We start from the raw sequence: 21,973 nt of genomic DNA on the forward strand, positions 1-21,973 counted from the left end.
TCGCGCGCAGTTTCCTTAAGAAGACGGCAGGACCAAGTCGAACCGCGCGCCGCCGGTGTCGGCCCGCGACGCCGAGGCGTGCCCGCCGTGCTGCGTCAGCACCTGGTCGACGATCGCGAGCCCGAGCCCCGAGCCGGGCAGCGCGCGGGCCGCGTCGGCGCGGTAGAACCGCTCGAAGACGTGCGGCAGGTCGGCTTCGGCGATTCCCGGGCCTTCGTCGTCGACGCGCACCCGCACCGCCATCGACGTCACCGCCATCGACACCCGCACCGTTCCCCCGGGCGGCGACCACTTCGCGGCGTTGTCGAGCACGTTCAGCACCGCCCGTTCCAGCGCCGCCGGCCGGGCGACGACTTCCGCGTCGGTCAGTTCGGCCGTGAAGGACACCTTCGGCCACCGCGAGCGCGTGCGTTCGAGAGCCGAGCCGACGACGTCGGCCAGCGCCAGCCGTTCCGTCGCCTCGCTCGGCCGCTCCCCGGTGGACAGGTCGACCAGCTCGCCGATCAGCGCGGTGAGCTCGGTGGCCTGGGTGTCGAGGTCGGCCAGCAGCCGCGAGCGGTCCTCGGCCGACAGCTGCCGCTCAGGGTTCGCCTCGGCGTGGATGAGCAGCTCGATGTTGTTGCGCAGGCTCGTCAACGGCGTGCGCAGCTCGTGACCGGCGTCCTCGGCGAGCCGCCGCTGCTCGTCCCGGGAGCGCCCCAGCGCGCCGAGCATCTCGTTGAACGACGTCGCCAGCCGCCCGATCTCGCCCGTCGCGGTGACGTCGATGGCCGCCGACAGCTCCTGCGTCCGGGCGATGTCCTCGGCCGCCGCGGTCAGGTCGTCCACCGGGCGCAGCGCCGAGCGGGCGACGGCCCGGCCGGCCAGCGTCGCCCCGAGCACACCGCCCAGCGACACGACGAGGAGCCAGACACCCAGGCGGGCCAGCGTGTCCTCGATGTCTTCGGAGTCCTGGGCGACTTCGACCGTCCCACCGCCGGCCCGCTGGGCCGTCCACACGCGGAACCGGTCCCCGCCGACGCGGCGGACGGTGGGAGTGTGGCCGTCCGCCGTCGGCGCGACGGGCTCGTCCGGCGCGCGCGGGAGGAACGACAGCGCGCCCGCGATGCCCGTCTCGGTCCCGGTGGCGGACAGGAACCGCACGGTCAGCCCGCCGTCTTGGCCGAACCCGGGGCCGTCTTCGGTGGACCGGAGGGTTTCCAGTGCTTCCTCCGGGGACGACGTCTTCGCCGCCAGCTGGGCGTAGGACTGCAGCCGGGCGTCGAACTGGTCGTAGAGGTTCGCCCGGGTGATGCTCCACGAGCTCGCCGACACGGTGACCACGGCGATCGCCACCGCGGCGGCCACGAGCACGCCCAGCCGGGCCCGCAGCGACAGCGTCTTCCAGCGGGGCCGTTTCACAGCGGTTCCTCGCGCAGCACGTAGCCGACGCCGCGCACGGTGTGCAGCAACCGGGGCTCTCCCTCGGCCTCCAGCTTGCGGCGGAGGTAGCTCACGTAGACGTCGAGGCCGTTGGACGCGGTCCCGAAGTCGTAGCCCCACACATTCTCGAACATCACGGTGCGGGTCAGCACGATCCGCGGGTGGCGCAGGAACGTCTCGAGCATCGCGAACTCGGTCCGGGTCAGGTGCACCGGCCGCGCACCGCGGAACACCTCCCGCGTCGCCGGGTCCAGTGCCACGTCGGCGAACCGCAGCGCCGGGGGAGCGGCGGGCGCGGGCGGGGTGTTGTAGTCGGTGCGCCGCAGCAGCGCGCGCACCCGGGCCAGCAGCTCCTGCAGCGCGAACGGCTTGACGAGGTAGTCGTCGGCGCCCGCGTCGAGCCCGGCGACCCGGTCGGTGACCGCGGTCCGCGCGGTCAGCATGAGGATCGGGACCGTGTTGCCTTCGGCCCGCAGCACCCGGCACGTCTCCAGGCCGCCGAGCACCGGCATGGTGACGTCGAGCAGGACGCCGTCGGGAGCTTCGTCGCGGATCATCGTGAGCCCGGCGGCCCCGTCGCCGGCGACCGAGACGGTGTAGCCCTCGAAGCGCAGGGTGCGCGACAGCGAGTCCTGCACCGCCGTCTCGTCGTCGACGATCACCAGGTGCACCCGGTGCCCCTTCCTCCGGCTTCCGATGACACACCGTGACTGTAGTCGAGGTCGCCGCGGGGGCGGCCAACTCTCATCGAACGTTAACGATCGAAGGCGTCCGGCCGCGATTTCCGGAGCTAGCCTCGGGGTCGGGGACTTCACCGACGCGGAAAGAGAAGACGATGAGCGACAACGTGCCCGGCACCTTGGCGGAAGACGGGATCCGCTGCTCGGATGCGGAACGTGAGCAGGTTCGCGCCGCCCTCTACACGGCGGCCGGCGAAGGACGGCTGACGATGGACGAAGTCGAAGACCGCCTGGGCCGGCTCGAGGAAGCCCGCTTCCGGCACGAACTCGCGGCCATGACCGCGGACCTGCCGGCCTCGGAGCCGGCGGAGGCGACGGGCTGGCGGCCGATCCTGGCCGCCGCCCGCCGGACTCTCCTCGCCGACCTGGCCGTCCTCTTCGGACGGTCCGCCGAGCCGGCCCCCGCGCGCCGGCGGGTGCTGATGATCGTCGCCGCCGTCATCGTCCTCGTGCTGATGGCCGCGATCGCTTTGCAGGGCTTCGAATCGCACGGCTTCGATCCTCGCGGCCTGGAGCGCGGCTGAGGACGAAGACGAGGACGGCCACCAGCACGCCGGCCCCGGCCCACATCGACTGCCGCCAGCCGTCCACAAAGGACTCCTGGGCCGCGCGCAGTACCGCCGGTGGTGCGGTGAGCGCGTTCGCCACGCCCTGGCGGGCGCTGTCGGCTCCCGGAATCCCCGCGAGCCGGGAGTCGACGGCGTCGCGGTAGCCGGCGGTCAGGACCGTTCCCAGCAGCGCGACGCCGAGGGCCGTGCCCAGTTCCCGGGTGACGTCGTTGAGCGCGGACGCCACGCCCTGGCGGTCCCGCGGCAGCGAGCCGGTGATGGCTTCGGTGGCCGGGGTCATCGTCAAGCCCATGCCCAGTCCCATGGTCAGCATCCCGGGCAGGATCGACAGGTACCCGCCGTCGACGGACACGAAGACGGCCATCAGCGCCAGTCCCGCCGCGCCGACGGCGATTCCCGCCGCCATCACGGCGCGGCGTCCGGCGCGCGCGGCGACCCGCGGGGCGAGCCCGGAGGCGGCCATCATCAGCAGCGCCGTCGGCATGAGCGCCAGGGTGGCGCGGAAACCGGACCAGCCGAGCACCGCCTGGAAGTACGGGAACAGCACCACGAAGATCCCCGCCTGCACGCCGAAAACCGCCAGCAGGGCCACGGAACCGCTCGTCAGGCCGCGCTCGCGGAAGAGGCGGACGTCGAGCAGCGGCGCCGGGTGGCGCAGCTCCCACCCGACGAAACCGAGGACGCCGAGCACTCCGGCGGCCAGACTCAGCAGGGTGACCGGCGCGGTCCAGCCGCGTTCCGGTCCTTCGTGGAGGACGAAGACGATCCCGACCGTGGCAACCATCGACGTCAGCGCGCCGACGACGTCGAAGGCGTGCCGGGACGCCTCGCGGGAGTCGGGCACCGAGCGCAGCGTCACGACGACGGCCGCCACGACGAGCGCGATCGGCAGGGCGAACAGCCAGCGCCAGCTCGCCACGTCGACCAGCACCGCCGACAGGAACATCCCGAGGATCCCGCCTCCGCCGGCGACGCCGGTCCACACGCCGATCGCGCGCGAGCGCTCCTCGTCGGGGAAGGTCGCCGTGATGACGGCCAGCGTGACCGGCATGATCATCGCGCCGCCGACGCCGCTCAGGAGCCGGGCGCTCAGCAGGATTTCCGCGGACGGCGCGAGAGCCGCCAGCAGGTTCGCGAGCCCGAAGAGCGTCAAACCGCCGAGCAGCACGGGTTTGCGGCCCCACCGGTCGCCGGCGGCGCCGAGCGGCAGGAGCAGCGCGGCGAGGCTGATCGGGTAGACGTTGACGATCCACAGGACGGTGGTCTGCGACGCGCCGAAGCCGACCGCGAGCTCCGGTTGGGCGACGTTCAGCCCGGACACCGACGCGATCACCGCCATGAGCGCGAGACAGACGCCGATCAGGACCGCGCGGCGGCGGCGCGGGTCGTCGATCGTGGTCATGCTGACCTCCTCGCGCGCACGACGACGTCGTGACCGCGGTCTTCGGCGGTGACGATCTCCCAGCCGTCGAGGAGGGCGGTGATGGCCGGCGCCGCGGCCGACGCTTCGGGCACGTGGTGTCCCTCGGCGTGCCCGACGACGAGCAGCGTGCCGCCGGGTGCGACCCAGCCCGCGATGCGGTCGTAGAAGGCCGGTTGCGGCATCGCCGGGTGGGCGTAGTGGGTCATGACCAGGTCGAACTGTCGTTGTGGCGTCCACGTCGTCAGGTCCGCCCGCACCCAGGCCACGGTGTTCGCGGCCGCCTGGATGAGGGCTTCCGCCGAGATGTCCACCGCGGTGACGGCCCAGCCGCGCGCGGCGAGCCAGGCGGCCTCGGCGCCCCGGCCGCAGCCGGCGTCCAGCGCGGTGCCCGGCGTCAGGCCGGCGGTCTCGTGGACCAGGTGAGGGTTGGGGTCGGTGTCGTGGTGGCGGGCGTGCCGCCAGTGGTGCTCCCAGTAGGGCTGGTCGAAGTCGTTCACGGGACCACCGTGCCGGGCGGTCGGCCGGATTGGCAAAGCTTCTTGCCGATCGGCAAAATGGCGGCATGGACGATGCGATCGACCGGGCGCTCGACGCCGTGGGGCCGAGGCTGAAGCGCCTCCGTCAGCAGAGGGAAACCACGCTCACCGCGCTGGCCGAGCAGACCGGCATCTCGGCGAGCACCCTGTCCCGCCTGGAGGCGGGGCTGCGCCGGCCTACGCTCGAGCAGCTCCTGCCGCTCGCGCGCGCCTACGGGGTCACGCTCGACGAGCTCGTCGACGCGCCGCCGACGGGCGACCCGCGCGTCACGCTGCGGCCGGTCGCGTGCCGGGACGGCTCGACGATCATCCCGCTGACCCAGCGGCCGGGCGGCATCCAGGCGTACAAGTTCGTGCTCACCGCCGGGGACGCGGAGCCGGACCTGCGCACGCACGAGGGCCACGACTGGGTCTACGTGCTCAACGGGACGCTCCGGCTGGTGCTCGGCGAGCACGACCTCGTCCTCGGGCCGGGGGAGGCGGCGGAGTTCGACACCCGCACGCCGCACTGGTTCGGGGCCACGAGCGCGGGGCCGGTCGAGTTCCTCAGCCTCGTCGGGCGGCAGGGCGAGCGGGCGCACGTCCGCGTGTCGGCCAAGCCGGCGGGCTGACCGGGGTACCCGGAGGGTCAGTTGGCGTACCTGGAGGGGTCGGCTCGCGTGATCCGGGGCGTGACTCGCGTGATTGGGGACGTAACTCGCGTGATTGGAGACGTAACTCGCGTGATTGGGCGGGCATCTCGCGTGATTGGAGGGGCATCACGCGTGTCTGGGGGCGGCACGGGTGGTCAGTCGTCGGTTGAGGTGAGGCGGTTGCGCTGGTGCTCGGTGATGTCGGCCAGCGTGCGCTTGAAGCGCTCGTAGTCCTCGTGGCCGAGGCGGTCCGCGTGGCGCTGCTGGATGGCGGCCATGATCGCGTCCGCCGCGCGCATCTGGGCGAGGCCGCGCTCGGTCGGGCAGATCAGCTTCGCGCGGCGGTCACTCGGGTCCGGCTGCCGCTCGACGTACCCCAGGCCCTCCAGCTCGTCGATCAGCGTCCCGATGATCTGCTTGTACTGCCCCGAAAGCCGGGACAGCTCGGTCGCGCGGACGCCGTCCGGGTCCAGGTAGGCGAGCACGGCGCCGTGCCGGTGCTTGAGGTCGTCGAACCCCTGGGAAGCCAGCGTCGCGAACAGCTCCCGCTGCACCGCGAACAGCAGCCGTCCCGAGAGGACACCCAGGTCGGGGTCCGTCGCGTTCCGCTCCGCGCGGGTGACCATCGGCTGCCCTCCTCACCGTCGGCCCCCACCCTAACGATCGTCACGAGCCGAGCGTGGGAAGGAAGGCCGGGGCCCGGCGCGCCGGGGCGGCCCGCTCGAATGCGGCCGCGAAGGCGAGGACCCGGGCGTCGGCCCAGCGACCGGCGAAGAACGAGACGCCGATCGGCAGCGGGCCCGCGAACCCGGCCGGGACCGACACGTTCGGGTAGCCCGCGACGGCCGCCGGCGTCGACGAACCGAGGACGAACGCGTCGCCGGCGGCGTAGTCCGTCTTCCACGCCGGGCTGTTGGTCGGCGCGACGATCGCGTCCAGGTGCAGCCGCGAGAGCGTCTCGTCGATCGACCGCTGTGCCAGTGACGTGGCCGTCGCCCGCTGCTGCCGGTACGTCGGGTCGCTCGGTGGCGGCGCGGCCGCGGCCTGCTCGAACAGCTCCTGGCCGAACTTCGACAGCTCCACCGGGTCGCGACGGTTGAACGCGATCAGCTCGTCGAGCGTGGCGGGGTGGCCCGGCCGGTGCTTGAGATACGCGTTCAGGTCGCGCTTGAACTCCGTGAGCAGTGCCGGGGTTTCCGCGGCGCCGATCTGGTCCTGGTACGGCAGGTCGACCTCGACCACCGTGGCGCCGCGAGCGGTCAGCGTCCGGACGGCGTCGCCGACGACCCGGTCGACGTCGGCGTCCAGGCCGGCCAGCCGCCAGACGCCGATCCGGGCCCCGCGCAGAGCACCCGGGTGCAGGAGGGCCGCGTAGTCGCGCGGCTGCCCCGCGGGGATGGCCGCCGTCGCGGGGTCGGCCGGGTCGCGGCCCTGCAGCACGGACAGCGTGACGGCGGCGTCGACGACGTGACGCGCCATCGGCCCGGCCGTGTCCTGCTCCGCGGAGATCGGCACGACGCCGGTCCGGCTGACGAGCCCGAGCGTCGGCTTCTCGCCGACGACGTCGTTGGCGCCCGCCGGGCACACGATCGAGCCGTCGGTCTCGGTGCCGATCGCGACCTGGGCGAGCGTGGCCGCGACGGCGGCGCCGGAGCCCGACGACGAGCCGCACGGGTTGCGGTCGAGCACGTAGGGGTTGTTCGTCTGGCCGCCGATCCCGGACCAGCCCGACGTCGAGTGGGTGGAGCGGAAGTTGGCCCACTCGGAGAGGTTCGTCTTGCCGAGGATGACGGCGCCGCCGCGCTGCAGCCGGTTCACCAGCGCCGCGTCGGCGGCCGGCCGGCTGCGCGGCAGGGCCCGCGAACCCGCGGTCGCCGGCTGCGCGCGCGTGTCGATGTTGTCCTTGAGCAGCACCGGGATCCCGTCCAGCTGCCCGAGCGCGTGGTGCGCGCGGCGACGGGCGTCGCTGGCGGCGGCCGCGCGGAGCGCACCCGGGTCGACGGCGACGACCGAGTGGACCTTGCCGTCGAGGGCGTCGATGCGGTGGAGGTAGGCGGTGGTCAGCCGGACGGCGGTGAGGCCACCGTGGTCCATCCGCTGCTGGAGTTCGGGGATGGTGGCCGCGTCGAGGTCGAAACCCAGGCCGGTCGAGGCGGCGGCGGGGACCGGGGCCAGTAGGGAACCGGCGAGGACGACGAGCACGGCGGCCGAGCGCAGACGATTCACGGCGTCCATGGCACTCCTGAACGCGGCGCCGGTCAACCCTCCTTTGGTCGGGCGCCTCCTCTGTCCACAAGGGACTCGATACCGGGCGGGAGGCTCGCGCGGTCGGCCACGAACCCGACGATCGCGGTGCGCAGCGCCCGGACGGCCCGGGTGGGCTCGACCTCCTTGCGGTAGGCCAGCTGCACGATCCGGGTCATGCCCGCGTCCGGCGCGAAGCGCGTCATCAGGAACCGCTCGCCCGCCACGGTGCTCGGCACCACCGCGGACCCGACGCCCGCGCGCACCAGCTCCAGCACGGCGTCCATCTCACCGCCCTCGATCGCGAACGACGGCTCGAACCCGGCCGCGCGGCAGGCGTTGACCGTCGCTTCCCGGACGTCGTAGCCGCGGCGGAACATCACCAGCGGGACGTCGGCGAGCTCGCGGACGTCGAGCCGGGCGCCCGCGCGGGGCACCGGCGCGTCCGCGGGGGAGATCACGACCAGCTCCTCGAGCAGCAGGGGCGTCGCCGCCAGATGGGGGTCGCCGGACATCCGGGCACCGGCCAGCAGGGCCAGGTCCAGCGCTCCCTCGGCCAGCCGCTGCCGGAGGTCGCCCGACCCGCTTTCGTGCAGCTCCAGCTGGATGCCCGGGTACCGGCGGCGGAACGCCGAGAGCATCGCCGGCAGCAGCCCGGTGCACAGGCTGGGCGGCGCGCCGAGCCGCACGCGGCCGCGGTCGAGCTCGTCCAGCTCCCGGATCGCGAGCCGCGCGGATTCGGTCTCCGCCAGAATCCGCCGCGCGATCGGCAGCAGGACCTCGCCGGCTTCGGTGAGCGAGACGTTGCCGCGGATCCGGTGGAACAGCGGCGCGCCGAGGTCGTGTTCGAGCGTGCGGATCTGCTGGGACAGCGACGGTTGCGCGACCCGCATCTCTTCGGCGGCGCGGGTGAAGTGCCGGTGCTCGGCGACGGCCACGAAGTAGGCGAGCTGGTGCAGCTGCATCGCTCTATGATAGCTGTTGGCTATCAAGTGTAGAGTTATGATGTCTTTGACCTCTGGTGAGCGCGCTCCTAACGTCGGTCGGGTGGTAAACGACCTCGCGGTGCGGCGGCGCTCGAACATCCGCCGGTTCTGGGACTCGACGATCGGCAAGAAGATCGTCATGGCGGTGAGCGGTGGGCTCCTGCTCGCGTTCGTGTTCGCGCACATGGTCGGCAACCTCAAGACGTTCCTCGGTGCCGGCGACCTCAACCACTACGCGCACTGGCTGCGGACCATCGGCGAGCCGGTCCTGCACTACGCCTGGTTCCTCTGGATCCAGCGCGCCGTCCTGCTTCTCGCGCTCGTCCTGCACGTCACGGCGGCGGTCCAGCTGGTCCGGCGCGACCTGCGGGCACGGCCGGTGCGCTACGTCCACCGGCGGCCGGTGCGCGCGACCTTCGCGGTGCGCACGATGCGCTGGGGCGGCGCGACGCTCGCGGTGTTCGTCGTCTGGCACATCCTCGACTTCACCGTCGGCACGGTGAACCGGGACTTCGTGCCGGGTGACCCGTACCACAACCTCGTCGCGGACTTCCAGGTCTGGTGGGTCAACGTGATCTACCTCGTCGCGCTCGCGATGCTCGGCCTGCACATCCACCACGGCTTCGCCAGCGCCGCGCGCACGCTGGGCGTCACCAGCGCGCGACGGGAACGGGTGATCAAGATCCTCGGCAGCACGACGGCGGTCGTGATCGCGGGCGGCTACGCGCTCGTCCCGGTCGCGGTCATGACGGGACTGGTGGACTGATGTCCGACTACATCGAGGGCGACCCGATCGCCGACACCAAGGCGCCCACCGGTGCGCTGGAAAACCGGTGGGACGAACGGAAGTTCACCGCGAAGCTGGTCAACCCGGCGAACCGGCGCAAGCACCGCGTGATCGTCGTGGGCACCGGGCTGGCCGGCGGCTCGGCCGGGGCGACCCTGGCCGAGCAAGGCTACCACGTCGTGCAGTTCTGCTTCCAGGACTCGCCGCGGCGGGCGCACTCGGTCGCGGCGCAGGGCGGGATCAACGCCGCGAAGAACTACCGCAACGACGGCGACTCGGTCTACCGCCTGTTCTACGACACGGTGAAGGGCGGCGACTTCCGGTCGCGGGAGTCCAATGTGTACCGGCTGGCGCAGGTGTCGGCGCAGATCATCGACCAGGCCGTGGCGCAGGGGGTGCCGTTCGCGCGGGAGTACGGCGGCCTGCTCGACACGCGTTCGTTCGGCGGCGTGCAAGTGCAACGGACGTTCTACGCGCGGGGCCAGACGGGTCAGCAGCTGCTGATCGGCGCCTACCAGGCGTTGTCCCGGCAGATCGACGCGGGCAACGTCGAGCTGCACCCGCGGACGGAGATGCTCGACCTGGTCGTCGTCGACGGCCGGGCGCGCGGGATCGTCGCGCGGGACCTGGTGACCGGGGAGATCGAGACGCACCTCGCCGACGCCGTCGTCCTCGCGACCGGCGGCTACGGAAACGTCTTCTACCTGTCCACCAACGCCAAGGGCTCCAACGCGACCGCGATCTGGCGGGCGCACAAGCGCGGCGCGTACTTCGCGAACCCGTGCTTCACCCAGATCCACCCGACGTGCATCCCGCGTTCGGGGGAGCACCAGTCGAAGCTGACGCTGATGAGCGAGTCGCTGCGCAACGACGGCCGGATCTGGGTGCCGAAGCGCAAGGGCGACACGCGGCCGCCGGAGGAGATCCCCGAGGACGAGCGCGACTACTACCTCGAGCGGCTGTACCCGAGCTTCGGCAACCTGGTCCCGCGCGACATCGCGTCGCGTGCGGCGAAGAACGTGTGCGACGCGGGCCTCGGCGTCGGGCCCGGCGGCCTCGGTGTCTACCTGGACTTCGCCGACGCGATCGAGCGCATGGGCCGCCCGGCGATCGAAGCCCGCTACGGCAACCTCTTCGACATGTACCAGCGCATCACGGCGGAAGACCCGTACGCGGTGCCGATGCGGATCTACCCGGCCATCCACTACACGATGGGCGGGCTGTGGGTGGACTACGACCTGCAGAGCACGATCCCCGGGCTGTTCGTCATCGGGGAGGCCAACTTCTCCGACCACGGCGCCAACCGGCTCGGCGCGTCGGCGTTGATGCAGGGCCTGGCCGACGGCTACTTCGTGCTGCCCGCGACCCTCAACGACTACCTCGGCGGAACCCGTCTGGACGAGGTTCCCGCACGCCACGACGAGGTCACGCGGGTGGAAACCGAAGTGCGCGAACGGATTTCGCGGCTGCTCGGGGTCGGGGGGACGCGGTCGGTCGACTCGTTCCACCGCGAGCTGGGCCTGCTGCTGTGGGACCACTGCGGGATGTCCCGCAGCCGTGAAGGCCTGCGCAAGGCCCTGGAGCGGATCCCGGGCCTGCGCGCGGAGTTCTGGCGCGACGTCCGCATCCCCGGCGGCGCGGGCGAGCTGAACCAGGAGCTGGAGAAGGCGAACCGCGTGGCGGACTTCCTGGAGCTGGCCGAGCTGCTGCTGATCGACGCGCTCGCGCGGGAGGAGTCCTGCGGCGGGCACTTCCGCGAAGAACACCAAACGGCCGGCGGCGAGGCACAACGCGACGACGAGCACTTTTCGTACGTCGCGGCGTGGGAGTACGGCGAGAAACCCGTGCTGCACCGCGAGGACCTCACCTTCGAGCACGTCCACCCGACCCAGCGGAGCTACACATGAAACTCACCGTCCGCATCTGGCGGCAGGCCGGCCCGGCCACCGAGGGCCGGCTGGTGTCCTACCCGGTCGACGACGTCAGCCCGGACATGTCCTTCCTCGAGATGCTCGACGTGCTCAACCAGGAGCTGATCGCCAACGGCGAAGAACCCGTGGCCTTCGACCACGACTGCCGCGAGGGCATCTGCGGCTCGTGCGGCGTCGTGATCAACGGGCAGGCGCACGGCCCGGAGCGCACGACGTCCTGCCAGCTCCACATGCGATCGTTCGAAGACGGCGACGTCGTCGACGTGGAACCCTGGCGGGCCCAGGGATTCCCGGTGATCAAGGACCTGGTGGTGGACCGTTCGGCGCTGGACCGGATCGTCCAGGCGGGCGGCTACGTCAGCGCCCCGACGGGCAGCGCCCCGGACGCCCACGCGACCCCGGTCCCCAAGCCGGACGCGGACCTGGCGTTCGACAACGCGACGTGCATCGGCTGCGGCGCCTGCGTGGCGGCGTGCCCCAACGGCTCGGCGACGCTGTTCACCGCGGCGAAGGTCACGCACCTGAGCCTGCTGCCGCAGGGGCAGCCGGAGCGGGCGCAGCGGGTGCTGGACATGGTGGACACGATGGACGCGGAGGGGTTCGGCGGGTGCACGAACACCGGTGAGTGCGTGGCGGCGTGCCCGAAGGGGATCCCGTTCGCGAGCATCGCCAACCTCAACCGGGAGTTCCGGAAGGCGAGCCGCTCGGGTCGTCCTTGAGCGGCTCGCCACCCGGGGGTTCAGCGCTTGAGCGTGAAGGTGAAGTCGCCGGAGAGCTTGCCGCTCAAGCGGACCGCCGAGACGACCTTCCCTTCCTCGATCAGCCGCTCCACCTCGGCCCGCGAAAGAGCGCACCCTTCCGCGATTAGCCGCGCCGGCCGGATCGGGATCGGCTCGGCGAAGCGGACCGAGACGTCGAGCAACTCACGGTCGAGGTAGTCCGACCCGCCGGTGTCGAGGCGCCAGGCACCCTCCCAGTCGAGGGCGACGTGGTTGCGGCGCCGCAGCACCGGATCCCGGATCAGGATCGTTGGCGTGCAGCCGGTCCAGCAGCTCGGGGCGTACGGCGCGCACGTCCACACGCTCCAGGACTGTGAGCTTCACGGTGTCTCCGCACCGGTGCGGAGCGCGAGGAGCCACCGGTTCCAGTGAGAAGTCCGCGGCAAAAGGCGCGCGGCGCGCGACGGTTCAGCGCTCGGGAGGTCTCATGCGATGTACAACGGCGGGTCCTTCGGCCGGACGACGGGGCTCGCAGGACAAAATGGCGCGCGGCGGTGCCGTTCCACCGATTTTCGCGCGCCGCCGGGACGAGAGCCGGGTCAGCTCGGCGTTCACCTACCGCTGGCCCGGCTCGGCGTCACTTCTTGAGCTTGGCGTACACGATCACGTTGTCGAGGTAGTTCCGGTTCGCCGCGTCGTACTTGCCGCCGCAGGTGATCAGGCGGAGCTCGGCGTCGGAGGTGTTGCCGTACACGGCTTCCGTCGGGAACTCCTTCTTCGCGATCTGGTCGACCTTCGTCACCTCGAACGTCAGCTTTCCGCCGTCGGCGCGGTCGACGTGCACGGGATCGCCCGGCTTCAGCTCGTGCAGCCGCCAGAAGATGCCCTTGCGGTGGTCGCCGTCGATGTGGCCGAGGATCACCGCCGGCCCGATCTCACCGGGCGTCGGGCCGTACTCGTACCAGCCGGCCTGGAGCGGCTGGTCGACCGGCGGCACCTCGACGGTGCGGTCCGGGTTGAGCCCGAGCGACACCAGCGTCGACTTCGCGTCGATCGCGGGGACGTCGAGCGCGGTCGGCAGGGACCGCGTCAGAGCCGCGGTGGCGGGAGCAGGCGGCGGAGCGGCAGGGGTCGCCGTCGCACCGCAACCGGCGAGCAGCAGCGCGGAAACGGCGATGAGGAGGGCGCGGCGCAGCATCGCCTCAGCCCTCGGTCGCGAGGCTGCCGTCGCCGGTCTGCGGGGCACCGGCGGGGATGACGACGACCTGCCCGGGCCCGGTCGGGCGCGGCGGCGCTTCGGGGGCGCGTTCCTTCGACGGGCCGCAGGTGACGGAGGCGAGCTTGACGTCGCCGCTGCCGAGTGCGCCGGTGGTCTTGCCGCCGAGCAGCTTGATGTGCAGGGCCGTCACTTCGAGGGAGCCGTCGTAACGCTGGAGCTGTTCGTTGACGATCACCTCGGCGACCCCGGGGATGCCGAGCTTCCGGTTGGGCGAGGTGGCGGCGGGGAGCGTGCCGAGCCGGCCGAGGTTGACGCCGGCGAGGTCGCTGCTGCCGGTGACGTGCCCGTCGGCCGAGGCGCAGCGCGCACTGATCAGCCGGATCGACGGCACGCGCCCGGCGGCCGCGGCGAGCAGCGGCAACGTCACCTCGGCGACGCTCGCCTTGGCGGCCACGGACCCGGTGCCGTCGACGACGGAGCTGCTGATGGCCTTGGCGGTGACGAGCCCCTTGAGCGGGACATCGGCGACGCTCGCTTCGGCCGGGCCGGCGCTGCTCGACTTGGCCAGCTGCCCGGTGTCGACGGTGATTCCCTTGCCGTCGGTGAGGACGCCCGGCAGGAGGGAGACACTCGCCGACGCGCCGAAAGCGGACCCGGTGACGGCGTCGTCCGCGGCGGCGACGCCGGTGGAGCCGGCGAGAACGGCGACGGTCACCCCGGCCAGGCCCCCGGCTCGGAGCAGGGTCGTGCGCATGAAGAAGTCCTTTCGCCGGAACGGAAAACGGGGAGACACCGCAGCGGGATGTGACCCGGCGGCGAGGGAAAGCCCGGCCACGCTATCAAAATCGCTACGCGGGGCAAGGAACCGTTGCGACGGCGGGGATCGCGGCGGTTCGCGAAACGTGATCTTCCGATGCGGGGACGACACGAAGCGGTCACTCAAGCGCTCGGGTTTTCAGAATGTGCCGACGCGGAGTAGTGCGCACTGCGGCATTCGAGGGGGTTCGGCCGGGGATCAGACACGGAAGAGTGATTACCTGGACGGGCGGCGGCGAACACTCAGGGTGATGTGACCACCACGGCCCTGGGCCGGTGGTGGAGCGGGCGCGCCGATGACGTGAACGACTCTTCCCCGTCGTCCGGGTGACAGGAAAGAGTCGTTCACGACATCGTCCGGCGGCAGCCGTTCAAGCCCGGTAGGGGCCGTGGTTCCCGAGATCCGGGCTCACCCGCGGCGGCGGACCGCTCTGCCCGGGCACCGGCGTCACGGCCGTCTGCTCGATCCCGGTCTCCACCGGCTGGACGTACAACTCACCCGGCCGGTCGGTCTCCCGTTCCTGGTAATGGGATTCGACGATCGTGTCCTGCCGGCGGCGGCCGAGAACGGCCAGGGTCAGCCCGTGCGCCACCGCCAGCAGCAGCAGGAACACGCCCAGCCTGCCGACCAGGGCGGCCGTCGAGCCCGACCAGCCAGGGCCCACCACCGACAGCAGGGCCAGCACGCCGAACGCGACCAGGTGGAAGACCGTCACCACCATCCACGCCATCGAGCCGGTTCCTTCGCCGCCGTCCGGGCCGCTCAGGTAGCGGCGGCCGCCGCGGTAGAGGATCTGACCGTCGGCGATCACGAAGATCAGGCCGATGATCAGGAACCCCGGGAGTTCGTTGTCGGGCATCGTCTCCTCCTCCTTTCGGCGGGGGTACCCGGGGACGGCGGCGCGATGGGCCGCTTCACCGGATCGGGCGACGGCCGACCTGGAGGAACCCCGGGTTTACGATCGCGATCATGCGATTCGCCATCAAGACCTCGCCCCAGAACACCGTCTGGGCGGACATGCTCGCCGTGTGGCAGGCCGCCGACGAAATCGAGCTCTTTGAGTCCGGCTGGACCTTCGACCACTTCTATCCCATCTTCTCCGATTCGACCGGTCCCTGCCTCGAAGGCTGGGTCACGCTCACCGCGCTCGCCCAGGCCACCCGGCGCCTGCGGCTGGGCACGCTGGTCAGCGGGATCCACTACCGCCACCCGGCGCTGCTCGCGAACATGGCCACGACGCTCGACATCGTTTCGGGCGGCCGCCTCGAAATCGGCATCGGCGCCGGCTGGAACGAAGAGGAGTCCGGCGCCTACGGCATGCAGCTCGGCACGGTCAAGGAACGCAGCGACCGCTTCGAGGAGGGCTGCGAGGTGCTCGTCGGCCTGCTGACCCAGGAGACGACGACGTTCCAGGGCGAGCACTACCAGCTGACCGATGCCCGCTGCGAGCCGAAGGGCGTGCAGAAGCCGCACCCGCCGATCTGCATCGGCGGCAGCGGCGAGAAGCGCACCCTGCGCACGGCCGCGAAGTACGCCCAGCACTGGAACTTCGTCGGCGGCACGCCCGAAGAGTTCGCCCACAAGCGCGAGGTGCTGCACCGCCACTGCGCGGACATCGGCCGCGACCCCGCCGAGATCACGCTGTCCTCGCACGTCCGCCTCGGCCCGGACGGCGACTACGCCAAGGTCGCGGCCGAAGCGGAGGCGCTCGGCGAAGCGGGAGTCGATCTCGCGATCGTCTACCTGCCGCCGCCGCACACCCCGGCCGTGCTGGAGCCGCTGGCGAAGGCGCTCGAACCGCTGCGCTGAGGAAGGCGGTTCTCACCCGGGCGTGCGGAGTGGATCACCCGCCCGAGTTGCCCGGAATGCGCGACCCCGGACCCGGTGGCAGCGTCGGGAGACCGAACTGCTTTCCCGCCACGGATCCAGGAGTCGCGCATGACCACCACCGAGATGCCCGCCGTCCACGAATGCACCGTCAGCGGCTGTTCCTACAACCACGACGGCTGCCACGCCTTCGCCATCACCGTCGGCGGGGACAACGGTTCCGCCGACTGCGGCACCTTCGTCCCGCTGAACACGAAGGGTGGCCTCGACCGCGTCGTGGCTCAGGTGGGCGCCTGCTCGCGGGCCGACTGCCGGCACAACTCCTCGCTGGAGTGCACGGCTTCGAGCGTCCGGGTCGGGCCGGGCGAGGGCGCCCACTCCGCCAACTGCCTGACCTTCACGAAGTAGCGCTACGCGTCTCCGGCGCCGGTCGGCTCCCGACCGGCGTCGCGGCGCGCCGCCGCACCAGGTGCAACCCGGCGGCGGCCACCGCGCCCACCGCCGTGACGACTCCCACCGCCACCGGGCTCAAGGATTTCGACAGGCTCGGCGCCGTGCTCGGCCCGGCCAGCCAGACCGCCAGCGGAACGACGTAGGCCGCCGCCATCAAGCCGCTCCACCAGCGGGCCGTGCGGGACCGCAGGGTGCGCGCCAGCACGATCGCGACCGGGATCCCGGCGAGCAACGCGAACTGGCCGAGCACCATGACCGGGAACGCCCACGCCGCGACGAGCACGGCCTTCGACGGGCGAGTGGGTACAGACATCGCATTCTCCTTCGAGATCAGCAGTGGCGGGCTTCGGCGGCGGTCTTGAGGTCGGCCAGCCACCGGTCGAGGCCGGGGGCGAGGTACTTGATGGCCGTGGCGGGGTCGGCCTCGATCTGGGCGCCCGTCCAGCTCTCTTCGGTGCGGACGACGACGCCGCCCCGGACCGGCGTGAACGTCCAGACGTGGACGCCCCGGTCGATGCTCAGGCCCTCGCCGATCGCCGGGCCCGTCCAGCGGATGCACCGGTCGCCCTGGACCTGCTGGACGGTGGACGTGATGACGAGCGTCGTGGCGGGGGAGGACGGCGTCGCCGGGGCCGGTGTCGTCCAGCGGAACCGCGAGCCCGGGTGCAGGGGCCCCGGGTCCAGCCGCCGCACGCTGGTGACCGCGGCCTGCCAGTCCGGCCAGCCCTCCACGCCGGTCTGCACCTTCCAGACGGTGCTCGGCGGCGCTTGGACGAACGTCTCGGTCCGGTGGTGGAGCTGCGCGGCCGGGTCGATGCCCTGACCGCGGCAGGTCACCGTGTCCGCGGTAGCCGTGTTCGTGGTGGCCGCGTCCGCCGGGGCGGCGGCCAAGAGGGCCGCGGCGGCCATGGGGACGGCGACCAGGGCGGACCGCAGCGGGATGGTCGGGAACATGGGGTCTCTCCTCGTTTAGTTAGTGCCTATTGCTGTAGTTAGAAGCTATAACCAATCAGGGCTTAGTGTCAATAAGGAAAGTGATAGCCTCTAACTGTCGGGAAGGAGTCACTCATGACGGACGCGGGGCCGAGCTCACGCGAGCGCTACCGGGCGCAGGTGCGCGCGGAGATCAAGCAGCACGCGTGGGAGCAGATCGCCGAGGCGGGCGTGCCGGCCCTGTCGCTCAACGCCATCGCCAAGCGGCTCGGCATGAGCGGGCCCGCCCTCTACCGGTACTTCGCGAGCCGGGACGAGCTGATCACCGCGCTCATCCGCGACGCGTACCGGAGCGTCGCCGACACCGTCCGGGCGGCCCACGACGGCGGGGCGGACCTGGCCGGGCTGGCGCGGGTCATCCGGGACTGGGCCCGGAAGGACCCCCAGCGGTACTTCCTCATCTACGGAACGCCCGTCCCCGGCTACCGCGCTCCCGACGACACCACCGCGATTTCGCACGAGGTGATGGCGGTGCTCATCGAAGCCTGCGGCGCGCGGCAGGCGGAGGCGCCGGCGACACCGTTCGACACCCACCTGGAAGACCACCGCGAGTGGGCCGGCGACCACCCGGCACCCGCGGCGGTGCTGCACCGCGCGCTGTCGTTCTGGACGCGCCTGCACGGCGTGCTCTCGCTCGAGCTGGCCGGCCACTTCGCCGGCATGCGGTTCGACCCCGGCCTGCTGGCCGACGAGGAGGTCGCCGGTTTGGCACCGGGATCCGAGGGGTAGCCGAACCGACATGCCCGGACGCGAAGACCTGCCCAGCACCCTCCTGCGTTCGCCGCGCAAGGCGCAGGACACGTGGGTGGCCGCGCACGACTCGGCGCTGGAAACCTACGGCCCCGGCCGGCGCGCCCAGCAGACGGCGTACTCGGCGGTGAAGCACTCTTTCGAGAAGGTCGGCGACCACTGGGAACCCAAGCCCGAGCGCGGCCCGTCGGACGAGCAGGCCGCCCGGGGCGCGGGGGAGCCGGCCAAGCCGACGCGCGGGGGTGTCAACGCGACCGCGAGCCGGCAGCACCTCTACGAGCGGGCCAAGCAGCTCGGCATCCCCGGCCGGTCGCGGATGTCCAAAGAGGACCTCGTCACGGCGCTGGAGAAGGAGAACCGGCGGCGCACCGACCGGGCCCGGCGCTGAGCCGCCGCTCTCAGGTGACGGACTTCGCGGCCGGCGCGACGATGCCGGCCAAGCCGAGCCGGGCGAGTTTCCCTTCCACTGCGGCCGACGCCGTGACGATCACCCGGGGGCCGGCGCCCTGCAGGTAGGGGATCAGCGCCGCGACGGCCTCGGTGGTGAAGTGGTCGACGCCGGACAGGTCGACCAGCACGGTCGGTGCGCCGGCGGTCGCGGTGGCCAGCGCGGCGGCGAGACCGTCGGCCGGTGGTGCGCCCTGCGCCCGGACGATCACCGTCTCCCCGGCGGATCCACTGACCTCGATCGTGCCGTCCGGCACCGTGCTCATCGGGGGTTTCCTTCCGACGGTGAAGTGGTCGTGGGGCGTTCGGAGCCGGTCGGCGTCCGGATGGGGGCCTCAGGGGGTGAAACAGCTCAGCGACGGGAGCGCCGCCGCGGAGCTGTCCGACAGTTCGACGAGCCACACGAGCAGGTGGATCACGACGGCGACGACGTCCTCCGGCTCCCCGCGGGTGGCCAGCTCCACCTGGATGTCGCGGCTGGCCTCGTCGTCGCCGAGGGCCGCGAGCAGGGCCCGCAGCGCGGCCAGGGGCCCCGGCGGCAGCCGGTCCACCTCGACCGGCCGGGCCTGGTCGTCGGCCACGACGATGGTGAAGATCGACCCGGGATCGGCCGGGTGGCGGGCGCGGACCAGGGATGCGCACCGGCCGACCAACTCCCCGGCGATCTCGGCGGGGACGTGCGGTGAGCCGGCGCGGGTGAGCACGCCCAGCGCGTCGGCCACTTCGTCGTATGCCCCGGCCGTCGCGGCCCCGACGAGGTCGGCGGTGAACTGCCCGACCGCCCCGCCGGAGTTTCGGTTGTCCGTCATCCGATCGAGGTACCCGGCCGGCCCGGGGTTAATCCGTCAGCGCGGCTCCGGCAGCGCGAAGAGGGTGTGCTGGGCGGGATCCTCGGGTTCGCCGCCGAGGCGCAGGCACTTGCGGCACGTCACCGCCAGGTCGACCGGGGTGATCTCGCCCGCCGCGCCGAGCCCGGACCACCCCTGGTGACAGGCGGGCGCCGGCAGGGTCAGGTCGTCGAGCCAGGGCACCCACGCGACCCGGTGGGCGACGCCGGAGCGGCCGATCCGCAGCCGCATCCCGGTGAAGAGGCGGTGCTGCGCGGCCGCGAACCGCTCGGGATCGACGCGGGTGACCGGGAACAGCGGGATCGGTTCGCTCACCCGCCCAGTATGCGGGGCCCGGGTACGTGTGCGCGGTGGCCGGCCGGTCGGGGGGCGTGCCGCCCGGCCACCGCGTCGAACAAGAAGAGGGGCCCCGCCCCCGGCTATGACGGCCGGACGGTGGGTTCACCGGTTCGGGTGACGACCTCAGCCGGCGGCCAGCCAGTCGAGGTTGATCGAACCGGTGTCCCCCGAGGCGTACGACAGCGTGACCACCGTGTCCCGGCCGGCGAGCGGGACGTCGGCGAAGGTCACGGTGCCCCAGGCGTCCCAGCTGTCGGAGACCTTCGGGAAGCTCACCTGCCGCAGCGGTCGCCCGTCCACCGACAGCATCATCGTGCGGGTGTCGCTGTTGGCGTTGGCGTAGCGCACGGTGATGGCGGTCGTCGCCGAGCCGCTCGACGTGCGGTGCAGCGTGAACGACGACGCCGCGCCCTGCGCCCAGAGCCCGTCGAGGAACGCGCGGCCGGAGTAGCCGGTGTGGTTCACGTTCGTCTTCACGCCGCCGGTGTTGACCGCGTCCTCCGCTTCGAGGTGGCCGGGGGCCGGGCAGCCGTCGACGGTGCCCGCGGTGTCGGCGCAGCGGTCGGTCGCGTCGGGCACATGGTCGCCGTCGCGGTCGCCGGCGGCCGCGCCGGTCATGGTGATCACGATGGTGTGGCTCCCGCTCAGCGTGGCCGGGACGGCGTTGCCCGGCGCGGGCCGGCCGTCGATCGTGAACGAGCCGACCCGGGTGCCCGCGCCGCGCAGCGTGATCGTGAGATTCGCATTGCGGTAGCTGAGGTTCCGGAGGGTGACGTCGCCCCAGCCGGCGGGGAGATCGGGCGCGAACGTCAGGCCGCGGTCGGTGAACGTCAGCCCGAACAGGCCGGTGTGGATCATGTCGAGGAACGCGGTCGCCGACCAGGTCTGGTCGGGTTCGGACCCCCAGTGGAACTTCACGGTGTCGCCGAGCCGCTGGTAGCCGCCGTCCACGACGCCGGTGTTGCCGTTGTAGATCTCCCAGAACCCGCTGTTGCCGTCCGCCAGCTTGGCCAGGCGCGCAGTCTCCGACGCGAAGGCGCCCTGGTTGCCCTGCCCGGCCAGCGCTTTGGCCCACAGGCCCTGGACGAGCGGCCAGACGATCGCGTTGTGCCGGCCCGGTTGCGCGTCCGAATAGCGGTCCCAGTTCGGGAAGGTGTCGGGCATGCCCCACGGCATCTCCCGGACCTGGGCGACGATCGACCGCGCCTGGGCCGGGTTCGCGATGCCGAAGAGCAGGGCGAACGCGAGTCCGGTGCCTTCCTGGTAGGCGCCGCGGGTGCCGTCGGCGAGGAGCTGGTAGTCGTACAGGCCGGTCTTCCCGTTCCAGAAGTTCCGGTTGATCGCGGTTTTCAGCGCGTTCGCCTTGGTCCGGTAGCCGGCGGTCTCCGCGCCCGGACGGCCGAGCTTCTCCGCCATGTTCGCGGCGTTGACGTACGCGGCGTAGTAGACCTCGTTGGTGCTCAGGTACATCCCGCTCGCGACGCCCGGCCACGGCATGCTTCCGGTGCTGACCGACTCGGTGGCGTCGGCGGGCGGCGCGGGGTAGCCGGCGATGCCGTCGTTGAAGAAGGACGCGCCGGTGAACAGCCCGTACTTCGTGTTGAAGCCCGCCGTGGTGGCATGTTCGCGGATGGTCAGCGTGTCCGCCGTGGTGCGGTAGGCGTTTTCGAGGAACCCGCCGTCGCCGGTGACCAGGTAGTGGTGCCACGCGGCGGTCGCCCAGATCACCTGGTCCCATTGCTGGTCGTCCTGCTGGACGCGCAGGGCGCCGCCGGCGTCCTTGTCGACGACCGCCCACAGCGTGTTCTCCGCCAGGGCGGGGGAGAGGAGGCTGGTCGCGTTCCAGCTGTTGATCGAGGCGTCGCGCGTCCACGGCTGGTTGTAGCCGCCGCCGGCGCGGACGAGGCCGGTCGACGGGTCGAGCAGGCCGCTCTTGTCGTACTTCGCGTCGTAACCGATCGTGTTGGTGCGCAGCAGGTTGTCCAGCGCTTCGCGGTAGGCGGTGCCGAACAAGGTCTGGCTGGCGGGGTTCGCGAACTCGAGCTGCGGCGGCGCCGGACTCGCGGACGCCGGGCTCGTGGACGTCGGAGCGGCGATGACGCCGCACGCGACAGCCACGGCGAAGAGTGTCGAACCGACCCGTTTTCTCATGCGCATACCTCTTTCGGCGCCCGGGGGACCGCCGCCAGTGCACCACGGAACGCGAGTTCTTCCCGGAGAACAGGGGAAACCTGTCCGTTTCTGTCCGGCGGTCCGAGCGGCCGTCACGGTCCGGTAAAGATCGTTGTGCC

General features: G+C 72.0%; 27 protein-coding genes. 9 read left to right on the forward strand and 18 right to left on the reverse strand.

Translation table 11 applies throughout. The features are described 5' to 3' along the window. Positions 1-15: 15 nt before the first annotated feature. Positions 16-1,401 (reverse strand): HAMP domain-containing sensor histidine kinase, encoded by a 1,386-nt coding sequence (locus AB0M59_RS01915; protein WP_364606934.1) that lies wholly within the window; start codon positions 1,399-1,401, stop codon positions 16-18. After that, positions 1,398-2,093, reverse strand: coding sequence for a response regulator transcription factor (locus AB0M59_RS01920; protein WP_364606937.1), 696 nt, complete (start codon positions 2,091-2,093; stop codon positions 1,398-1,400). Before AB0M59_RS01920 ends, AB0M59_RS01915 begins: the two co-directional genes overlap by 4 nt. Before the next feature lie 164 nt (positions 2,094-2,257). Between AB0M59_RS01920 and AB0M59_RS01925 the strand changes: the two genes are divergently transcribed. Continuing rightward, positions 2,258-2,686: a DUF1707 domain-containing protein gene (locus tag AB0M59_RS01925; protein ID WP_364606940.1), complete on the forward strand. Its 429-nt coding sequence runs from the start codon at positions 2,258-2,260 to the stop codon at positions 2,684-2,686. Here AB0M59_RS01925 and AB0M59_RS01930 read toward each other — a convergent pair. Further along, a complete protein-coding gene (locus AB0M59_RS01930) occupies positions 2,601-4,133 on the reverse strand; it encodes an MFS transporter (RefSeq protein WP_364606943.1) in 1,533 nt (510 codons plus the stop codon). The genes AB0M59_RS01925 and AB0M59_RS01930 overlap by 86 nt on opposite strands. Continuing rightward, the gene (locus AB0M59_RS01935; protein ID WP_364606946.1) at positions 4,130-4,651 is read right to left on the reverse strand and encodes a class I SAM-dependent methyltransferase; all 522 of its coding nucleotides are present in this window, start codon (positions 4,649-4,651) and stop codon (positions 4,130-4,132) included. Before AB0M59_RS01935 ends, AB0M59_RS01930 begins: the two co-directional genes overlap by 4 nt. Before the next feature lie 65 nt (positions 4,652-4,716). Between AB0M59_RS01935 and AB0M59_RS01940 the strand changes: the two genes are divergently transcribed. Then, positions 4,717-5,301, forward strand: coding sequence for an XRE family transcriptional regulator (locus AB0M59_RS01940; RefSeq protein WP_364606949.1), 585 nt, complete (start codon positions 4,717-4,719; stop codon positions 5,299-5,301). A gap of 176 nt (positions 5,302-5,477) precedes the next feature. Here AB0M59_RS01940 and AB0M59_RS01945 read toward each other — a convergent pair whose 3' ends face one another. Genes AB0M59_RS01945 through AB0M59_RS01955 form a run of 3 tightly spaced genes read right to left on the reverse strand, consistent with a single transcriptional unit; the run spans position 5,478 to position 8,531 of the window. Further along, on the reverse strand, positions 5,478-5,948 hold the full coding sequence (locus AB0M59_RS01945; RefSeq protein WP_364606952.1) for a MarR family winged helix-turn-helix transcriptional regulator: 471 nt from the start codon (positions 5,946-5,948) through the stop codon (positions 5,478-5,480). Positions 5,949-5,988: 40 nt separating this feature from the next. Beyond that, a complete protein-coding gene (locus AB0M59_RS01950) occupies positions 5,989-7,557 on the reverse strand; it encodes an amidase (RefSeq protein ID WP_364606955.1) in 1,569 nt (522 codons plus the stop codon). A 23-nt stretch (positions 7,558-7,580) separates the two neighbouring features. Then, positions 7,581-8,531 carry a LysR substrate-binding domain-containing protein gene (locus tag AB0M59_RS01955; protein ID WP_364606959.1) on the reverse strand — a complete coding sequence of 317 codons (951 nt, stop codon included), beginning with the start codon at positions 8,529-8,531 and terminating at the stop codon, positions 7,581-7,583. Between the two features lie 82 nt (positions 8,532-8,613). Between AB0M59_RS01955 and AB0M59_RS01960 the strand changes: the two genes are divergently transcribed. The 3 genes from AB0M59_RS01960 to AB0M59_RS01970 are packed head-to-tail and all read left to right on the forward strand — an operon-like array spanning position 8,614 to position 11,989. Beyond that, entirely contained in the window at positions 8,614-9,318 is a 705-nt protein-coding gene (locus AB0M59_RS01960; RefSeq protein ID WP_364606962.1) for a succinate dehydrogenase cytochrome b subunit, read from the forward strand. Further along, complete coding sequence (locus AB0M59_RS01965; RefSeq protein ID WP_364606965.1) at positions 9,318-11,246, forward strand: fumarate reductase/succinate dehydrogenase flavoprotein subunit; 1,929 nt, start codon at positions 9,318-9,320, stop codon at positions 11,244-11,246. The genes AB0M59_RS01960 and AB0M59_RS01965 overlap by 1 nt, the downstream gene beginning before the upstream one ends. Then, a complete protein-coding gene (locus AB0M59_RS01970) occupies positions 11,243-11,989 on the forward strand; it encodes a succinate dehydrogenase/fumarate reductase iron-sulfur subunit (protein ID WP_364606968.1) in 747 nt (248 codons plus the stop codon). The genes AB0M59_RS01965 and AB0M59_RS01970 overlap by 4 nt, the downstream gene beginning before the upstream one ends. A 20-nt stretch (positions 11,990-12,009) precedes the next feature. Here AB0M59_RS01970 and AB0M59_RS01975 read toward each other — a convergent pair whose 3' ends face one another. The 5 genes from AB0M59_RS01975 to AB0M59_RS01995 all read right to left on the reverse strand — a co-directional run bounded on the left by AB0M59_RS01975 (position 12,010) and on the right by AB0M59_RS01995 (position 14,884). Continuing rightward, a complete protein-coding gene (locus AB0M59_RS01975) occupies positions 12,010-12,279 on the reverse strand; it encodes a DUF1062 domain-containing protein (RefSeq protein ID WP_364606971.1) in 270 nt (89 codons plus the stop codon). After that, positions 12,194-12,409, reverse strand: coding sequence for a DUF1062 domain-containing protein (locus AB0M59_RS01980; protein ID WP_364606974.1), 216 nt, complete (start codon positions 12,407-12,409; stop codon positions 12,194-12,196). Before AB0M59_RS01980 ends, AB0M59_RS01975 begins: the two co-directional genes overlap by 86 nt. Positions 12,410-12,626: 217 nt before the next feature. After that, a complete protein-coding gene (locus AB0M59_RS01985) occupies positions 12,627-13,187 on the reverse strand; it encodes a class F sortase (RefSeq protein ID WP_364606977.1) in 561 nt (186 codons plus the stop codon). A 4-nt stretch (positions 13,188-13,191) separates the two neighbouring features. Continuing rightward, positions 13,192-13,962 carry a choice-of-anchor P family protein gene (locus tag AB0M59_RS01990; protein ID WP_364606979.1) on the reverse strand — a complete coding sequence of 257 codons (771 nt, stop codon included), beginning with the start codon at positions 13,960-13,962 and terminating at the stop codon, positions 13,192-13,194. A 433-nt stretch (positions 13,963-14,395) separates the two neighbouring features. Next, positions 14,396-14,884, reverse strand: coding sequence for a hypothetical protein (locus AB0M59_RS01995; RefSeq protein WP_364606982.1), 489 nt, complete (start codon positions 14,882-14,884; stop codon positions 14,396-14,398). 110 nt (positions 14,885-14,994) lie between these two features. Between AB0M59_RS01995 and AB0M59_RS02000 the strand changes: the two genes are divergently transcribed. Further along, complete coding sequence (locus tag AB0M59_RS02000; RefSeq protein ID WP_364606985.1) at positions 14,995-15,834, forward strand: LLM class F420-dependent oxidoreductase; 840 nt, start codon at positions 14,995-14,997, stop codon at positions 15,832-15,834. A 129-nt stretch (positions 15,835-15,963) separates the two neighbouring features. Further along, on the forward strand, positions 15,964-16,260 hold the full coding sequence (locus AB0M59_RS02005; protein ID WP_364606988.1) for a DUF1540 domain-containing protein: 297 nt from the start codon (positions 15,964-15,966) through the stop codon (positions 16,258-16,260). On the opposite strand, the gene AB0M59_RS02010 is transcribed toward AB0M59_RS02005, so the two are convergent. Together AB0M59_RS02010 and AB0M59_RS02015 are read right to left on the reverse strand one after the other, a co-directional pair. Beyond that, on the reverse strand, positions 16,250-16,618 hold the full coding sequence (locus tag AB0M59_RS02010; RefSeq protein WP_364606991.1) for a hypothetical protein: 369 nt from the start codon (positions 16,616-16,618) through the stop codon (positions 16,250-16,252). The two genes, AB0M59_RS02005 and AB0M59_RS02010, sit on opposite strands and share 11 nt — an antisense overlap. Before the next feature lie 17 nt (positions 16,619-16,635). Beyond that, complete coding sequence (locus AB0M59_RS02015) at positions 16,636-17,259, reverse strand: SRPBCC family protein (protein WP_364606994.1); 624 nt, start codon at positions 17,257-17,259, stop codon at positions 16,636-16,638. A 114-nt stretch (positions 17,260-17,373) separates the two neighbouring features. Here AB0M59_RS02015 and AB0M59_RS02020 point away from each other — a divergent pair, with 114 nt between their 5' ends. Together AB0M59_RS02020 and AB0M59_RS02025 are read left to right on the forward strand one after the other, a co-directional pair. Continuing rightward, a complete protein-coding gene (locus AB0M59_RS02020; protein WP_364606997.1) occupies positions 17,374-18,027 on the forward strand; it encodes a TetR/AcrR family transcriptional regulator in 654 nt (217 codons plus the stop codon). A gap of 10 nt (positions 18,028-18,037) precedes the next feature. Next, on the forward strand, positions 18,038-18,436 hold the full coding sequence (locus tag AB0M59_RS02025) for a ChaB family protein (protein WP_364607000.1): 399 nt from the start codon (positions 18,038-18,040) through the stop codon (positions 18,434-18,436). A gap of 10 nt (positions 18,437-18,446) precedes the next feature. Here AB0M59_RS02025 and AB0M59_RS02030 read toward each other — a convergent pair whose 3' ends face one another. The 4 genes from AB0M59_RS02030 to AB0M59_RS02045 all read right to left on the reverse strand — a co-directional run bounded on the left by AB0M59_RS02030 (position 18,447) and on the right by AB0M59_RS02045 (position 21,833). Continuing rightward, on the reverse strand, positions 18,447-18,761 hold the full coding sequence (locus tag AB0M59_RS02030; RefSeq protein WP_364607003.1) for a hypothetical protein: 315 nt from the start codon (positions 18,759-18,761) through the stop codon (positions 18,447-18,449). 69 nt (positions 18,762-18,830) lie between these two features. After that, entirely contained in the window at positions 18,831-19,304 is a 474-nt protein-coding gene (locus tag AB0M59_RS02035) for a hypothetical protein (RefSeq protein ID WP_364607006.1), read from the reverse strand. Between the two features lie 36 nt (positions 19,305-19,340). Beyond that, positions 19,341-19,658: a hypothetical protein gene (locus AB0M59_RS02040; RefSeq protein WP_364607009.1), complete on the reverse strand. Its 318-nt coding sequence runs from the start codon at positions 19,656-19,658 to the stop codon at positions 19,341-19,343. A 147-nt stretch (positions 19,659-19,805) separates the two neighbouring features. Then, positions 19,806-21,833, reverse strand: a complete 2,028-nt coding sequence (locus AB0M59_RS02045; RefSeq protein ID WP_364607012.1) for a glycosyl hydrolase family 65 protein — start codon at positions 21,831-21,833, stop codon at positions 19,806-19,808. Positions 21,834-21,973: the final 140 nt, after the last annotated feature.

The sequence above is a fragment of the Amycolatopsis sp. NPDC051371 genome (assembly GCF_040682155.1).
Lineage (GTDB): Bacteria > Actinomycetota > Actinomycetes > Mycobacteriales > Pseudonocardiaceae > Amycolatopsis.

Bases quoted from the DNA above. Each gene is read 5' to 3' on its own strand.
- AB0M59_RS01985 (WP_364606977.1), bottom strand. From the start codon at position 13,187: ATGCTGCGCCGCGCCCTCCTCATCGCCGTTTCCGCGCTGCTGCTCGCC.
- AB0M59_RS01930 (WP_364606943.1), bottom strand. From the start codon at position 4,133: ATGACCACGATCGACGACCCGCGCCGCCGCCGCGCGGTCCTGATCGGC.
- AB0M59_RS02010 (WP_364606991.1), bottom strand. From the start codon at position 16,618: ATGTCTGTACCCACTCGCCCGTCGAAGGCCGTGCTCGTCGCGGCGTGG.
- AB0M59_RS02020 (WP_364606997.1), top strand. From the start codon at position 17,374: ATGACGGACGCGGGGCCGAGCTCACGCGAGCGCTACCGGGCGCAGGTG.
- AB0M59_RS02035 (WP_364607006.1), bottom strand. From the start codon at position 19,304: ATGACGGACAACCGAAACTCCGGCGGGGCGGTCGGGCAGTTCACCGCC.
- AB0M59_RS01990 (WP_364606979.1), bottom strand. From the start codon at position 13,962: ATGCGCACGACCCTGCTCCGAGCCGGGGGCCTGGCCGGGGTGACCGTC.
- AB0M59_RS01950 (WP_364606955.1), bottom strand. From the start codon at position 7,557: ATGGACGCCGTGAATCGTCTGCGCTCGGCCGCCGTGCTCGTCGTCCTC.
- AB0M59_RS01955 (WP_364606959.1), bottom strand. From the start codon at position 8,531: ATGCAGCTGCACCAGCTCGCCTACTTCGTGGCCGTCGCCGAGCACCGG.
- AB0M59_RS01965 (WP_364606965.1), top strand. From the start codon at position 9,318: ATGTCCGACTACATCGAGGGCGACCCGATCGCCGACACCAAGGCGCCC.
- AB0M59_RS02045 (WP_364607012.1), bottom strand. From the start codon at position 21,833: ATGAGAAAACGGGTCGGTTCGACACTCTTCGCCGTGGCTGTCGCGTGC.
- AB0M59_RS01995 (WP_364606982.1), bottom strand. From the start codon at position 14,884: ATGCCCGACAACGAACTCCCGGGGTTCCTGATCATCGGCCTGATCTTC.
- AB0M59_RS01945 (WP_364606952.1), bottom strand. From the start codon at position 5,948: ATGGTCACCCGCGCGGAGCGGAACGCGACGGACCCCGACCTGGGTGTC.
- AB0M59_RS02030 (WP_364607003.1), bottom strand. From the start codon at position 18,761: ATGAGCACGGTGCCGGACGGCACGATCGAGGTCAGTGGATCCGCCGGG.
- AB0M59_RS02015 (WP_364606994.1), bottom strand. From the start codon at position 17,259: ATGTTCCCGACCATCCCGCTGCGGTCCGCCCTGGTCGCCGTCCCCATG.
- AB0M59_RS02000 (WP_364606985.1), top strand. From the start codon at position 14,995: ATGCGATTCGCCATCAAGACCTCGCCCCAGAACACCGTCTGGGCGGAC.
- AB0M59_RS02005 (WP_364606988.1), top strand. From the start codon at position 15,964: ATGACCACCACCGAGATGCCCGCCGTCCACGAATGCACCGTCAGCGGC.
- AB0M59_RS01940 (WP_364606949.1), top strand. From the start codon at position 4,717: ATGGACGATGCGATCGACCGGGCGCTCGACGCCGTGGGGCCGAGGCTG.
- AB0M59_RS02025 (WP_364607000.1), top strand. From the start codon at position 18,038: ATGCCCGGACGCGAAGACCTGCCCAGCACCCTCCTGCGTTCGCCGCGC.
- AB0M59_RS01970 (WP_364606968.1), top strand. From the start codon at position 11,243: ATGAAACTCACCGTCCGCATCTGGCGGCAGGCCGGCCCGGCCACCGAG.
- AB0M59_RS01925 (WP_364606940.1), top strand. From the start codon at position 2,258: ATGAGCGACAACGTGCCCGGCACCTTGGCGGAAGACGGGATCCGCTGC.